The sequence below is a fragment of the Micromonospora sp. WMMD967 genome (assembly GCF_029626165.1).
GTDB lineage: Bacteria > Actinomycetota > Actinomycetes > Mycobacteriales > Micromonosporaceae > Micromonospora > Micromonospora taraxaci.
Genome location: NZ_JARUBK010000001.1, coordinates 341,808 through 354,859 on the forward strand (window position 1 = coordinate 341,808; position 13,052 = coordinate 354,859).

Below are 13,052 nucleotides of genomic sequence, written 5' to 3' on the forward strand. Positions count from 1 at the left end.
GCAGTGTAGCCGAGAGGCTAACCGCTGTCCAGCCCACCCCGCAGGTCGTTTGCGGAACGCGCCTCGGCCCCCGTCAACCGGGGTCTGCCGGGCCGCTCAGAACGCAACTCCCCACTGGGCCGCACGGGTGACCGCGACCGATGGTGCCGTCGCTGTCATACCCACATCGTGGCCGTCGCAAGCGCGGTGTCTTGCTGGTGTCAGCGTGCCTGGCAGGCCGGTGCCGCGTCAAGGGCCGGTATCCGGGTCGCTACTTCTTTCCTCCTGGAGGGGAACCCGCCGCGCTCGTCGGGACCCAGGACGCCGGTCGTCGGAGCCCAGCTCAGGGCCGGTCCGCGCCGGATCCACCAACACGGCGGGCGGCGATCCGTGTCGGATCACCGCCCGCCGTGACGCGATTCGTGTCCCGGCTCACGAGCCGGGTACGCGCAGGTGGAGCTCAGGTCACTTGAGGGTGACCTTGGCGCCCTCACCCTCGAGCTTGGCCTTCGCCTTCTCGGCGGTCTCCTTGTTGACCTTCTCCAGGATGGCCTTCGGCGCGGACTCGACCGCGTCCTTGGCCTCCTTGAGGCCCAGGCCGGTCAGCTCACGCACGACCTTGATGACCTGGATCTTCTTGCCACCGTCGGCGTCGAGGATGACGTCGAACTCGTCCTTCTCCTCCTCGGCCGGGGCAGCAGCGCCACCGGCGGCACCGCCGGCCGCGGCAACCGCGACCGGAGCGGCAGCGGTGACCTCGAAGGTGGTCTCGAACTGCTTCACGAACTCAGAGAGCTCGATCAGCGTCATCTCCTTGAACGCGTCGAGCAGCTCGTCGGTGCTGAGCTTCGCCATGTCTGGCGTCCTTTCCTAATGCTGATAAGTAAGAACTGGTGCGCCGCGGGAGCCGTCAGGCCGCCTCGGCGCCCTCCTTGTCGCGCTTGTCCTGCAGGGCAGCCGCCAGACGGGCGGTCTTCGACAGCGGGGCCTGGAACAGGGCCGCGGCCTTGCTCAGGTTGCCCTTCATCGCGCCGGCCAGCTTGGCCAGCAGCACCTCGCGGGACTCCAGGTCGGCGAGCTTCGTGACCTCGGCCGCGGAAATGGCCTTGCCCTCGAAGACACCGCCCTTGATGACGAGCTTCGGGTTGGCCTTCGCGAAGTCGCGAAGACCCTTCGCCGCCTCGACGACGTCGCCCGAAACGAAAGTCAGCGCGGTAGGACCGGTGAACAGCTCGTCGAGGCCGGTGATGCCCGCGTCCGTCGCAGCACGCTTCGCCAGCGTGTTCTTCGCGACCATGTAGCTGGTCTCGGCGCCGAGCGAGCGCCGAAGCTGGGTGAGCTGGGAAACCGTCAGACCGCGGTACTCGGTCAGCACGGTGGCGCCCGAGCTGCGGAAGCTCTCGGTCAGCTCAGCGACGGCCGTGGCCTTGTCGGCACGAATCGGCTTGTCCGCCATGTCCCTCCTCTCTCGTTACTCGAGGCTGGTCCCGTCACGGCCGAAGCCGGAACGGGAGCGGAGGCGACGCGACAACGAAAAAGCCCCGGCGCAGGGCGCACGGGGCGAGGGCCGGCGGATCGTCACGGTCGGCGGACCATGCTCACTGCCGAGTTACGCTTGCCGCCCTGCGCGGGTCGCCCGGTGTCGCGGGACCTTCGACCGTGCCGGAGCACGGTGACCAGCGGTCTCTGGGTGGTTCGACATCCATGAGAACACGGATGACTGTTGAAGACTACGCGCCCAGGTCACCAGCACCAAATCTCGCCGGGTGAGCCACGTCACCGACACCGACGCGGGTCAGCCCTGGGCCCGCCGCCGCCACAGATAGCCGCCGACTACAGCGGCGCTCCAGGCCAACGCCCACATGGTCAACCCCAGCAGGCTGAGCGCCGCGGCGTCACCACCGGTGGCCCGGGCGGCGGCCATGATCGGCGGCGCCAGCCAGGGAGCCACCGAGCCGCTCAGGCCGAGCACCACCGCGCCGACACCGCCGAGGGCCAGGACCGCGACGCCGTACCCGGCCCCGCCCACCGACGCTCGACTGGCCAGAGCGCCGAGGGCAACCGCAGCGGGTACGGCCACCAGGTGCGCCCACAGCCCCAGCGCGAGCCCGACCGGGATCGACCGGTCCCCCGGCTCGACCGGGCCGGAGACCCCACCGACCAACCACGGGAACAGCAGCCCGACACCCACCGTCACCAGCGCTGCCGCGCCGGCCGCGAGGAGACCCGCCAACCGCTCGCGGGCCACCCCGACCGCCACCTGCGCCAGCCGGCGTTGCACGTCCGGCTCCACGTCCAGGAGGATCTTGGTCTGCCAGGCGATGACGGGGAAGAGAACCACGGCCGAGACTCCGTACGCCTCCGCCGGCTGGGCACGACCGCCGCCGTAGAGGAGCCCGAGCGTGACGAGGCCGGCGAGCAGCGGCGCGATCGCGCGGCCGGTCCGCAGGAACCCCGCCAGCCGCATCCGGATCAGGGCGTTCACCGGGCCTCCCCCGCCGCCGGCCCGACCACCGCGTCGGTGGCGTCCGGTTGCTCCGCTGTCGACTCCCCGACCACCTGTGACGGCGGCTCGGCGGGTCGGGCGGCGCCGGCCTCCGGAAGCGGCTCGGCGGGTCGCGCCGGTGACGTGGCGGTGGGGGCGTCGACGCGTACCCGCAGAATGTGATGCCCCTCGGCGCGCAACCGGGCGACGGTGCCGGCGGCCCGCGCGGCCGGCACCGCGATCTCGACCACCGCGAGCGTCTCGTCGGCGGCGGACGTCTCCTCGGTCAGCGAACCGTCGGCCACCAGCCAGCGGCGCGCGGCCGGCAACCGGACCGTCTCGCCCCGGTGGTCGCTGACCAGAACGGACCCCTCGGCGGCGAGCACCTCGTCGATCAACTCGGGCACCAGCTCGCGGGTGGCGGCGTCCAGCCCCTCCCACGGTTCGTCGAGCACCAGCAGGCCCGGAGGGCACAGCATCGCCTGGGCCAGGCCCACCTTCTGCGCGGTGCCCTTCGACAGCTCCGGCAGACGGACCGAGCGGAAGGCGGACAACCCGAGCCGGTCGATCCAGGAACCCACCGCCTCGTCGGCCGCCGCTCTGCCCAACCCGGCCACGCGGGCCATCCCGGTCAGGTAGCGGGCCACTGTGAACGGCTGGTCGGCCGGAAAACGCTCCGGCACCCAGCCCACCCGGGCGGGTCGGTCGGTGACCCGGCCGCGGCCCGGTCGGAGCACCCCGGCCGCCACCTGAAGCAGAGTGGACTTGCCCACCCCGTTGCGGCCCAGCACGACCGCCACCTCGCCCGGACCGATCCGCACGTCGACGCCCCGCAGCACCCACGGCCCCCGCCGGTGGTACCGCAACCAGACGTTCTCCAGTCGCATGGCGTCGAGCCTGCCACACCTGGAACGCGCAGGGGCGCCGCCACAGTCGTGGCGGCGCCCCGGCGGAGCGAACTGTCGGCTCAGGCCTCGGCCGAGTCCTCACGGAGGTTCTTCACCAGATTCGGGTCGACCGGGACACCCGGGCCCATCGTGGTGGTGAGGATGACCTTGCGGAGGTACTTGCCCTTGGCCGCGGACGGCTTGGCACGCAGCACCTCGTCGAGCACCGCGGCGTAGTTGTCCACCAGCTGGGTCTCCGTGAAGGAGGCCTTGCCGATGATCAGGTGCAGGTTGGAGTGCTTGTCCACCCGGAAGGTGATCTTGCCGCCCTTGATGTCCTGCACCGCCTTGGTGACGTCCATGGTCACCGTGCCGGTCTTCGGGTTCGGCATGAGACCGCGCGGGCCCAGGATCCGCGCGATCCGGCCGATCTTGGCCATCTGGTCCGGCGTGGCGATCGCCGCGTCGAAGTCGAGCCAACCGCCCTGGATCCGGGCGACCAGCTCGTCGGTGCCCACCTCGTCGGCACCCGCCGCGGCGGCCTCTTCGGCCTTCGCGCCGCTGGCGAACACGATCACGCGGGCGGTCTTACCGGTGCCGTGCGGCAGGTTGACCGTGCCGCGGACCATCTGGTCCGCCTTGCGGGGGTCGACGCCGAGGCGCATGGCGACCTCGACCGTGGCGTCGAACTTGACGTTGGTGGTCTCCTTGGCCAGCTTCACGGCCTCAGAGGGGGTGTAGAGCTTCGACCGGTCGATGACGTCGGCGGCCTTGCGGTAGCTCTTGCTGCGCTGCATTGCTGATTACTCCTGTGGTCTCTGGCGGGCCGCTCGGCGCGGGCCCTCCCACGGTCGGGTCGACGGCCTGGGCCGACGTCAGTCGTTGACGGTGATGCCCATCGACCGGGCGGTGCCGGCGATGATCTTCTCGGCCTGCTCGATGTCGTTGGCGTTGAGGTCGGCCATCTTCTTCTCGGCGATCTCACGCAGCTGGGCGCGGCTGACCGAGCCGACCTTCTCGGACTGCGGAACACCCGAGCCCTTCTGCACACCGGCGGCCTTGATCAGCAGCCGGGCGGCGGGCGGGGTCTTCAGCACGAACGTGAAGGACCGGTCCTCGTAGACGCTGATCTCGGCGGGGACGATGTCGCCCCGCTGGGACTCGGTCTGCGAGTTGTAGGACTTGCAGAACTCCATGATGTTCACGCCGTGCTGGCCGAGCGCGGGGCCGACCGGCGGGGCCGGCGTGGCCTGGCCCGCCGGCAGCTGAAGCGTGAACGTCTTGACGAGCTTCTTCTTCGGAGGCATGTCACTTCCTGGGGCTTGGAGCTGGGAAAATGCGGCTGTCGCCGCCCTCGGAGCGCGCACGGTCAGCGCGGTGCGACAGCGGCGACATTCAAGAGTAGCGCAGGCCGCAGCCCACTCGTCCGCCGAGGTCGAGCGGGAGGGCTACGCCGACGTCGGCGGCGGGCACGGCCCGCCGCCGACGACCAGTCAGATCTTGGCGACCTGGTTGAAGTTGAGCTCCACCGGGGTCTCGCGACCGAAGATCGAAACCAGCACCTTGAGCTTCTGCTGGTCGGCGTTGATCTCGCTGATCGTGGCCGGCAGCGACGCGAAGGCGCCGTCGGTGACGGTGACGGAGTCGCCCACCTCGAAGTCGAGGACCTTGATCTCCGGCTTCGCCTTCTTCTGCTCGGTCTCGACGGCCGGCGCCAGCCACTTCAGCACCTCGTCGAGGGAGAGCGGGGCGGGCCGGTCGGCCCGGTCGGTCGCGCCGACGAAGCCGGTCACACCCGGGGTGTTGCGGACACACGAGTAGGACTCGGCGGTCAGCTCCATCCGGACCAGGATGTAGCCCGGGAAGACCTTGGCCTGGATCTGGGAACGCTTCCCGTTCTTGACCTCGACCTCTTCCCGGGTCGGCACCTCGACCTGGTAGATGAAGTCCTCCATGTCGAGGCTCGTGATCCGGGTCTCGAGGTTGGTCTTCACCTTGTTCTCGTAACCGGCGTACGAGTGCACCACGTACCAGTCACCAGGCGCGTAACGCAGCTTCTGCCTCAGCTCGGCGACCGCGTCGTAATCCTCGTCCGGTGCGGGCTCGGTCGTTGGGAACTCCGGCTCGCTGGCGGCCTCAACCGACTCGTCACCAGCCGCCGTCGCGACAGTGGACTGCTCGTCCACCGGTCCGGCGGTCTCGTCGTACTCAGGCACGCTCGCTCACTTCCGTCACTATCGGCTGGAGGCAGCCGGTCAGTCCGAGTTGCCGAAGACAAACAGCACGACCTTGGCGAAGCCGTAGTCCAGCACGCCGACGATCGTCAGCATCACCGCGACGAACGTCACCACCACGGCGGTGTAGGTCAGCAACTCCTTGCGGGTCGGCCAGATGACCTTACGCAGTTCGGCTACGACCTCGCGGAAGAACCGGGCGATGCGGCCGAACACGCCCACCCGACCCGTTTCCGACCGGGTGGTCGGCCGGCTGTCCGCCGACTCCGCCCGCGCACGCGACCGCGTGGCGGTGCCGCCCCGGGAAACCGGCTCGTCCGCGCCGGTGGCGTCGTCGTCGGCTACGTCGTCGACGATCTCGTCATCCAGACGATCGTCGCCGGCGTCCTCGCCGTGCCGCTTGTTGTCGGCCACTTCGCCCTCCGTCGCGGAATCTCGGGTCGCACGCCGAGCGGCGTACGCGGCGCTGGTCACGCCGGCCGGGCCCAACCGTCCCGCGACGGGCCGCGGCCGGTGGATCATCCGGAGGGCCCCGATTGCCTCGGAACCACCCCGCCGATGCCACCACCACGGGCCGGACGCCGCCATGGTGGCGGCGCGACCCACGGGAACGGTCAGGCCTGAGGCGCAGGGGTGACAGGACTTGAACCTGCAGCCTGCGGTTTTGGAGACCGCTGCTCTGCCAATTGAGCTACACCCCTATGCGGCAACACTCGCCCCACGCGGCCACAGACGACCGAGCAGGGGTCACTTGCCCCACGGCGGACCAGTGTACGGGTAGCCCCCCGACTTTCCCAACCGGTCTCCTCGCCACGCGTGGCGAGGAGGGTTCAGCGTGCCGTACGGATGGTTGCCCGGGCCTGCGAGAGCACCTTCTCGCCCAGGCAGGTCGCTGTCACGTCGAGGCGGGTCAAGCCGTCCTCGGTGACCTCACGGACCCGTGCGGTCACCTCGATCTCGGTGCCCTGGTCGTCGTCGGGCACCACCACCGGTCGGGTGAACCGAACGCCGTACTCGACCACCGCGTCCGGCGCCCCGGCCCACTCGGTGACCGCCCGGCCGACCAGCGCCATGGTGAACATGCCATGGGCGATCACCCCGGGCAGACCAACCTTGGTGGCGACCCGGTCACTCCAGTGGATCGGGTTGAAGTCACCCGAGGCGCCGGCGTACTGCACCAGGTCGGCGCGCGTCACCCGGAACGTCTTGGCTGGAAACTCCATCTCAGGCCTCCCCGCGAATGACGTACCTGGCCCAGACGGCGACCACCGGTTCCCCGCCGACGGTGCTCACGTCGGTACGCGTGGTCAGAAAGCCGTGCCCGCCCCGGGTGCTGACGTCCTCGATCGTGTTGGTGCAGACCAGCTCGTCACCCGCGACCACCGGGCGCGTGTACGCGAACCGCTGGTCGCCGTGCACCAGGCGGCTGTAGTCGACGCCCAGGTCGGGGTCCTCGATGATCTGACGGCTCGCGGCCATCGTGACGATCACCGGAAAGGTCGGCGGGGCCACCACGTCGCCGTGCCCCAGCGCCCGCGCGGCCTCCGGGTCGTGATGAGCCGGGTCCGTGGCACCGATGGCGCTGGCGAACTCACGGATCTTTTCTCGGCCCACCTGGTAGGGGGCGGTCGGCGGATAGGTCCGGCCGACGAAGGAAGGGTCCAGAGGCATGCCGCGAACCTACACGGAAAGCACAATCGCCGATCTGATCGGCAGGCGGCAGCGGAGCCGCGCCAAACCGGTCAGATCGGCGATCGGAAAGCTTCGACAGCGGCCGGCGCGAAGCCGGCAGCGATCAGCGGGTCTCGCGGTGGACCGTGTGCCGACCGTCACGCGGGCAGAACTTCTTCAGCTCGATGCGGTCAGGGTCGTTGCGCCGGTTCTTGCGCGTGATGTAGTTGCGCTCCTTGCACTCCACACACGCCAAAGTGATCTTCGGCCGGACATCGGTAGCCTTCGCCACGGCGGAGTGCCTTCCTCGCTAACGGAAACAACTACGACGCGCCAGCCTAGACGCTGACAGCGCGGACATGCAAAGTGGGCGCCAGAAGCGCCCATTCTTACGACCACCGGCAACGAGCCCGGAAGACGAGAGTAGCGGTGGCCGGACTTGAACCGGCGACACAGCGATTATGAGCCGCTTGCTCTACCATCTGAGCTACACCGCTGCGATGGGTCCAGCTGAACCCTCGAGCCCCCTTACGGAATCGAACCGTAGACCTTCTCCTTACCATGGAGACGCTCTGCCGACTGAGCTAAGGGGGCCTGCGCGATCTCCCCGTGGGGCGCGCAGGAGTAAGAGTACACGGCCCGGCTCGACAGGTGAAATCGGATCCCCGGTGATCGTCCGCGCCCTGGTCAGGGCACTACTCGGAGGCGCGGAAGCTCCCCTTCGGCGGTCGTCTCCGGCTCGACCTGAGCACCGAACCAGGCGGCCAACCGCTCGTACGGCAGGGGCCTGCTGAACAGGAAGCCCTGCCCGATCTCACAGCCGATGTCCTGGAGAAGCTCCAGCGTCAGCTCACTCTCCACACCCTCGGCGACCACGGCCAGGCCGAACTGCTGGGAGAGGGTCACCACGGCGTTGACGATGGCCAGGTCCCCCGGGTCGGTGGCCATGCCCTGCACGAAGGAGCGGTCCACCTTCACCTCGTGCACCGGCAGCCGGCGCAGGTGCGCCAGGGACGAGTCACCCGTGCCGAAGTCGTCCACCGACAACCGGACGCCGAGGTCGCGCAGCCGTTGCAGGGTCGGGATGGGCCGGTCGGTGCCGTCCAGGACCCCCGACTCGGTGATCTCCAGGGTGAGACGCTGCGCCGGCACCCGATATTCGCTCAGCAGCTCCTGCACCCGGTCCGGGAAGTGCTGGTCGGTGAGCGTCCGGGCCGCGAGGTTGACCGCGATCGGCAATGGCTGGTCGGCCAGCGCCCAGTCCCGGCTGCGGCGCAGCCCTTCGCGGAGAACCACCTCCGTGAGCCTGCTCAACTGGCCGGTGTGCTCGGCCACCGCCACGAAGTCCTCGGGAGCCACAGTGCCGTGCGTCGGATGCTCCCAGCGGGCCAGGCACTCGACACCCACGAGGCGCCGGTCCCGAAGGGTCACCTTCGGCTGGAAGTAGACCTCCAGCTCGTTGTCGTCCAGCGCCCGGCGCAGATCGCCGGCCAGACCCAGCCGGCGCAGCGACCGGGACTCCAGCGCCGGGTTGAAGAGCTGCACGCTGCCCGGCACCGACTTGGCGGCCGTGGCCGCCAGGTCGACCCGCAGGAGCAGGGTCGCCGCGTCGCTGCCGTGATCAGGGTGTACGGCCACCCCGACGGCGGTGTTCACGTCCAGGGTGAGCGCGTCGAAGACCATCTCGTCGCGGATCTGGTCACGTAGTTGGGCGGCCAACTCGAGCGCCGCCTCGGCGCTCTCCAGCCGTAGCGTCACCAGGAACTCGTCCCCGCCCGCCCGGCCGACCAGAGCCGACGACGGCGCGCTGGCCCGCAACCGGCTGGCCACCTCGGCGAGGACCTTGTCCCCGGCCGCGTGACCGAGGGACTCGTTGACCTGACGCAACCCGTCGACGTCGAAGAGCAGCAGCGCCACCACCTCGCCCGGGGCAGCGATCTTGAAGGACTCCTCGAGCGCGCCGATGATCCGCCGCCGGTTGGGCAACCTGGTCAGCGCGTCGTGGTACGCGTCGTGCCGAAGCCTGTCGACCAGCCGCGAATTCTCCAGCGCCACCGCGGCGTGGGCGGCCACGGTCTCGAAGACCGGGATGTCCGCGCCGGTGAAATGACCCACGTCACTGAGCCGGTTGACCACTTCGAGGGTGCCGATGACCGCCTGACCAGACCGGAGTGGAACGACGATGACGTCCTTCACCTGGTCCCTGCTGAGCGCCCTACGGACCTCCTCGTCCTCCTCGAAGGCCCGACCGGCGGCCAGTGTCCGGCCGGACTGCCGGGCACGTTCACGAACGATGGAGGGAGTGAGCGCGACATCGAGCAGGCCACGGTCGTCGAGCCGGGCGCTCAGCAGCACCTCGGGGTGGCGCCCCTGGGCCGGCAGCCAGAGCGTGGCGTACTCGGCCTGCATTAGCGCGCGGACCCGGTCCAGCAGCGCGTCCACCAGGCCGCCCTCCTGGCCGCTCTCGCTGATGGCCCGCGTCAGCTCGTACATGCTGCCGAGCGTGCGGTGCTGGCGGAGGAACTGGGCGTAGGAGCGGTAGACCAGGACGACCGCGATCGCCAACACGGCAATCAGGAGCACGGACCACAGGTTGGACTCGATCGCCATCAGGATCACCAACCCGACGACGGTGTTGATCGCACAGATCATCTGTGGAGCCGTGCCGTTGCGTATCAGTTCCCACCCCGCCTGCCACCCGTGCAGCAGAGTGATCACCGCACTGATGGCCGCCAGCGAGACCAGGCTGTTGACACTCACCACCGCGAAGAGGACAGCCCACGTCTTGGGGCCGACCTCGTCACCGATCGGAGGCAGTGCCAGCAGGACGACTCCCGCCAGGGAGGCGGCAACAGCTGCCCTGGCGAGATTGAACCAGACCTTGGGGGCGCTGAGGCGCCGACGAAGCTGACCGATCAGAGCGGCCAGAACGGCGATGAGCACGACCGTCAGAGGTGGGAGGTAGAAGAAGGCGAGGAGCAGCGGGATCTCGATGACGATGACTTCGAGCGCCTGGCGACGCACCACGATCTGAAGCACCTGCGTGCTGGCGGCCACCATCACAGCGAAGATGACCACCGCCGCGAGGATGTTGCCCGGAGGTGGGGGCCCTGCCAGCGCCAGGACGAGTGAGCAGACGATGGCCAGCACCGCCAGCGGACCCGTGATCAACCAAGCCTGCTCGTTGGATCTACGAGTCGGGGGTGAGCCAGGCTTCATTCCGCTCCCTCGCTGGGTGGTGCGGAGCGGGACTATCGGGAGACAGCGACGCCCTCGTCAACGACCGAAGCCCCCCACGAGAAGTCGAACTGCTGAAAGTCCGTCGTCGCGCCGAGGAAGGAACCCGCGAACGCGACCGCGGCCACGAACGCGAGGGCGGCGCGAAGGCGGCGAGGCGTCCGTCCATACATCAGCGTGCTCCTGTCGGGGGGTCAGAACAAGAATCAGTGCCCCTGATCGTGCCACAGTCGAAACCACCCGCAAAGCCCACGTACGGCCGATCGGCATGGCCGACCGGGCGAGCCGCGACGCCAGTTGACCGCCGCGTAATAACGCGCAGACAGAGCGTCTACGCAACGCGATCTTCAACTTCCCATCGGCACATAGTGCGGCTTCCAGCCAAGGTGGCGAATCGGAAGTTTGCCCTTGCTGACCCAGAGGCGACAAATCGCTCGACCGCTAGCTCCTTAGGCCTAAGGAGAGCCCGTCCGGGCCCTGCAGATGCGGAGCCTGCGGCCCGGCCTGCGCACGCCGCGAGCTTCGCAACCCCTGACCCCCTACGTACCCCCGATGGTGAGAGTAGCTGGTATCTCCCCGCCGGAGGAGACCGGGACGCAGAGAATCTGTTCGATCCCCTGATTCGGAAGCTCGCCGACAGGGACGGGCCCGGGAGGGGGACGACCGAGCCGCGGTGGGCACCCGGCACGCGCCTCCGACCGACGGCCCCTCCCCGGCGCCCGGTCCACCCTCGACAGCGCCGACCCGATCGCGGTTGCGCCCGGACGTCGCGCCGTCGCCGCTGGTCGACATGGGCCTCGTCAGAGACGAAACCTCTCCGACCATCGGTCAGGTTGCTCCTGTTCTCGCGAGCGGCCGGGATCCGACGGCGGAAAGCCGCCACGAAGGCCCGCGCTCGGCCGCCGGGTGGTGCGACGCTGCGTAAGAATGCCGCTGCTCAGGGGGATCTTCATACGATTGAAGGTGGGCGTGCGGCCCCAATCGCCGCGATTCGTAGAACGAATTCATTGAAATGCCTGACGCTTTTGAACCGCGCCATCGAAGCCCCTCTCCAAGCGGGGCGAAGTCCGGGTTATCGCAGCGGCCGGAATGCCGCCCGCACCTCGGCGGAGAAGAGCTCCGGCTCCTCCCAGGCCGCGAAGTGACCCCCGGCGGCCGCTTCGTTGAAGTACGCGACGCCGGGGTAGACGGCCTCGACCCAACTGCGTGGGGCGGCCCAGATCTCCCCCGGGAACGTCGTGAAGCCAACCGGAACCGTGACCGGTGGAGGAGCCTGACCTGCTGCCTTGGCGGCGGCCTGGAACCGGCCGAGTTCCCAGTACCAGCGGGCCGACGACGCACCCGTGCCGGTCAACCAGTACAACGTGATGTTGTCGACGATGGCGTCCCGGGTGAGACCCCCGGCAGGCTCCCCGCCGACGAAGGCGCGGGTGATCTTGTAGTAGCTGTCCGTGTCGTGGTCGAGCATCCACGCGGCCAGCCCGACAGGTGAGTCCAGCAGGGAGTACCCGATCGTCTGCGGCCGGGTGGACTGCTCCAGGAAGTAGCCGAACCCGTCCATCGTGAACAGGTTGAGCGCCTCATGCGCCGCACGTTCCTGCTCAGAACCGGACGGCAACTGGTCCTTGATACCGACCGCCCCGGCAAGGAGGTTGACATGGATGCCGAGTAGCCCGTCCAGCGCCTGGCGTCCCATCGCATCCGTGACCGCGGCACCCACGTCGCCACCCTGGGCGACGTAGCCCGCGTAGCCGAGGCGATCCATCAACGTCGCCCACGCCCGTGCCATGCGGGCGGAATCCCAGCCCAGGTCGGTCGGCTCACCCGAGAACCCGTACCCCGGCAGGGACGGCAACACCAGATGGAACGCGTCCTCGGGAGTGCCGCCGTGCGCGGTCGGGTCGGTCAGTGGACCGATGACCCCCAGCAGCTCGGCGACCGAACCCGGCCATCCGTGCGTCATGATCAGCGGCAGGGCGTTCTCGTGCTGGGAACGGACGTGGATGAAGTGGATCTCAACCCCGTCAATGGTCGTCGTGTACTGCGGCAGCGCGTTCAGCTTGGTCTCGAACGCACGCCAGTCGTAATCGGTCGACCAGTAACGGGCCAACTTCTGGATCGTCTCCAGCTGCACGCCCTGCGAGCGGTCGGTGACAAGCTCGCGGCTGGGCCAACGCGTGGCCGCGATCCGGCGGCGCAGGTCGGCAAGAGCCTCCTCCGGCGTGTCGAGCCGGAACTGACGGATTTCGTTGTCGTCGGACATCTTCGCCACCTACCGGGTCGCGTCAGCCGGCACTCCGAGCGCCGGTGGTGCCGGCACCCGCCCAGTTTCGCAGCCGTCCACGACCGGGCGGGCCGTTTTCCGATCACCCACCCCACCGGAACACGGCGGTCGGTCCGCCTCGTTTGCCGGCCGGGTCGAGGTCACCGTGATGGAGACCAGCGCGTCAACGCTCGAGCGCCGGGTCTCATCTCGGCGTCCGGGCGGCTGGGTGCGTACCACGTGGTTGGGTTCTTGGTTCTCGGCTCGAAGCCGGGTGACCGGGTCGCAGGGCCAGC

The 13,052-nt window shown here is 69.2% G+C and carries 14 protein-coding genes and 3 tRNA genes; all 17 read right to left on the reverse strand.

What is annotated here, in order from left to right; genetic code table 11:
- Positions 1 to 444: 444 nt before the first annotated feature.
- The 17 genes from rplL to O7631_RS01700 all read right to left on the reverse strand — a co-directional run bounded on the left by rplL (position 445) and on the right by O7631_RS01700 (position 12,756).
- On the reverse strand, positions 445 to 834 hold the full coding sequence (gene rplL / locus O7631_RS01620; protein ID WP_145778891.1) for a 50S ribosomal protein L7/L12: 390 nt from the start codon (positions 832 to 834) through the stop codon (positions 445 to 447).
- Between the two features lie 55 nt (positions 835 to 889).
- The gene (gene rplJ, locus O7631_RS01625; protein WP_278142692.1) at positions 890 to 1,435 is read right to left on the reverse strand and encodes a 50S ribosomal protein L10; all 546 of its coding nucleotides are present in this window, start codon (positions 1,433 to 1,435) and stop codon (positions 890 to 892) included.
- Positions 1,436 to 1,774: 339 nt separating this feature from the next.
- Positions 1,775 to 2,464 carry a hypothetical protein gene (locus tag O7631_RS01630; protein WP_278142693.1) on the reverse strand — a complete coding sequence of 230 codons (690 nt, stop codon included), beginning with the start codon at positions 2,462 to 2,464 and terminating at the stop codon, positions 1,775 to 1,777.
- The gene (locus O7631_RS01635) at positions 2,461 to 3,351 is read right to left on the reverse strand and encodes an ABC transporter ATP-binding protein (protein WP_278142694.1); all 891 of its coding nucleotides are present in this window, start codon (positions 3,349 to 3,351) and stop codon (positions 2,461 to 2,463) included. Before O7631_RS01635 ends, O7631_RS01630 begins: the two co-directional genes overlap by 4 nt.
- Before the next feature lie 80 nt (positions 3,352 to 3,431).
- Positions 3,432 to 4,148: a 50S ribosomal protein L1 gene (rplA, locus tag O7631_RS01640; protein ID WP_278142695.1), complete on the reverse strand. Its 717-nt coding sequence runs from the start codon at positions 4,146 to 4,148 to the stop codon at positions 3,432 to 3,434.
- 78 nt (positions 4,149 to 4,226) lie between these two features.
- Entirely contained in the window at positions 4,227 to 4,658 is a 432-nt protein-coding gene (rplK, locus tag O7631_RS01645; RefSeq protein ID WP_145778886.1) for a 50S ribosomal protein L11, read from the reverse strand.
- Between the two features lie 186 nt (positions 4,659 to 4,844).
- Positions 4,845 to 5,567: a transcription termination/antitermination protein NusG gene (gene nusG / locus O7631_RS01650; protein ID WP_088987561.1), complete on the reverse strand. Its 723-nt coding sequence runs from the start codon at positions 5,565 to 5,567 to the stop codon at positions 4,845 to 4,847.
- Positions 5,568 to 5,606: 39 nt separating this feature from the next.
- The gene (secE, locus tag O7631_RS01655) at positions 5,607 to 5,999 is read right to left on the reverse strand and encodes a preprotein translocase subunit SecE (protein WP_269682297.1); all 393 of its coding nucleotides are present in this window, start codon (positions 5,997 to 5,999) and stop codon (positions 5,607 to 5,609) included.
- Between the two features lie 214 nt (positions 6,000 to 6,213).
- Positions 6,214 to 6,286: transfer RNA gene (locus O7631_RS01660), tRNA-Trp, on the reverse strand.
- A gap of 129 nt (positions 6,287 to 6,415) precedes the next feature.
- Positions 6,416 to 6,808 carry a MaoC family dehydratase gene (locus tag O7631_RS01665; protein WP_278142696.1) on the reverse strand — a complete coding sequence of 131 codons (393 nt, stop codon included), beginning with the start codon at positions 6,806 to 6,808 and terminating at the stop codon, positions 6,416 to 6,418.
- A gap of 1 nt (position 6,809) precedes the next feature.
- The gene (locus O7631_RS01670; protein ID WP_145778883.1) at positions 6,810 to 7,256 is read right to left on the reverse strand and encodes a MaoC family dehydratase N-terminal domain-containing protein; all 447 of its coding nucleotides are present in this window, start codon (positions 7,254 to 7,256) and stop codon (positions 6,810 to 6,812) included.
- 124 nt (positions 7,257 to 7,380) lie between these two features.
- Positions 7,381 to 7,548 (reverse strand): 50S ribosomal protein L33, encoded by a 168-nt coding sequence (gene rpmG / locus O7631_RS01675; protein ID WP_007073056.1) that lies wholly within the window; start codon positions 7,546 to 7,548, stop codon positions 7,381 to 7,383.
- Between the two features lie 132 nt (positions 7,549 to 7,680).
- A tRNA-Met gene (locus O7631_RS01680) sits at positions 7,681 to 7,753 on the reverse strand.
- Positions 7,754 to 7,777: 24 nt separating this feature from the next.
- Positions 7,778 to 7,850 (reverse strand) — tRNA-Thr (locus O7631_RS01685).
- 93 nt (positions 7,851 to 7,943) lie between these two features.
- On the reverse strand, positions 7,944 to 10,475 hold the full coding sequence (locus O7631_RS01690) for a GGDEF and EAL domain-containing protein (RefSeq protein ID WP_278142697.1): 2,532 nt from the start codon (positions 10,473 to 10,475) through the stop codon (positions 7,944 to 7,946).
- Positions 10,476 to 10,507: 32 nt separating this feature from the next.
- The gene (locus O7631_RS01695; protein WP_278142698.1) at positions 10,508 to 10,666 is read right to left on the reverse strand and encodes a hypothetical protein; all 159 of its coding nucleotides are present in this window, start codon (positions 10,664 to 10,666) and stop codon (positions 10,508 to 10,510) included.
- Positions 10,667 to 11,565: 899 nt separating this feature from the next.
- Positions 11,566 to 12,756 (reverse strand): epoxide hydrolase family protein, encoded by a 1,191-nt coding sequence (locus tag O7631_RS01700; protein WP_278142699.1) that lies wholly within the window; start codon positions 12,754 to 12,756, stop codon positions 11,566 to 11,568.
- Positions 12,757 to 13,052: the final 296 nt, after the last annotated feature.

Excerpts from the sequence above, each read along its gene's own strand:
- rplL (WP_145778891.1), bottom strand. The coding sequence starts at position 834 with ATGGCGAAGCTCAGCACCGACGAGCTGCTCGACGCGTTCAAGGAGATG.
- rplJ (WP_278142692.1), bottom strand. The coding sequence starts at position 1,435 with ATGGCGGACAAGCCGATTCGTGCCGACAAGGCCACGGCCGTCGCTGAG.
- O7631_RS01635 (WP_278142694.1), bottom strand. The coding sequence starts at position 3,351 with ATGCGACTGGAGAACGTCTGGTTGCGGTACCACCGGCGGGGGCCGTGG.
- rplA (WP_278142695.1), bottom strand. The coding sequence starts at position 4,148 with ATGCAGCGCAGCAAGAGCTACCGCAAGGCCGCCGACGTCATCGACCGG.
- rplK (WP_145778886.1), bottom strand. The coding sequence starts at position 4,658 with ATGCCTCCGAAGAAGAAGCTCGTCAAGACGTTCACGCTTCAGCTGCCG.
- O7631_RS01665 (WP_278142696.1), bottom strand. The coding sequence starts at position 6,808 with ATGGAGTTTCCAGCCAAGACGTTCCGGGTGACGCGCGCCGACCTGGTG.
- O7631_RS01670 (WP_145778883.1), bottom strand. The coding sequence starts at position 7,256 with ATGCCTCTGGACCCTTCCTTCGTCGGCCGGACCTATCCGCCGACCGCC.
- O7631_RS01690 (WP_278142697.1), bottom strand. The coding sequence starts at position 10,475 with ATGAAGCCTGGCTCACCCCCGACTCGTAGATCCAACGAGCAGGCTTGG.
- O7631_RS01695 (WP_278142698.1), bottom strand. The coding sequence starts at position 10,666 with ATGTATGGACGGACGCCTCGCCGCCTTCGCGCCGCCCTCGCGTTCGTG.
- O7631_RS01700 (WP_278142699.1), bottom strand. The coding sequence starts at position 12,756 with ATGTCCGACGACAACGAAATCCGTCAGTTCCGGCTCGACACGCCGGAG.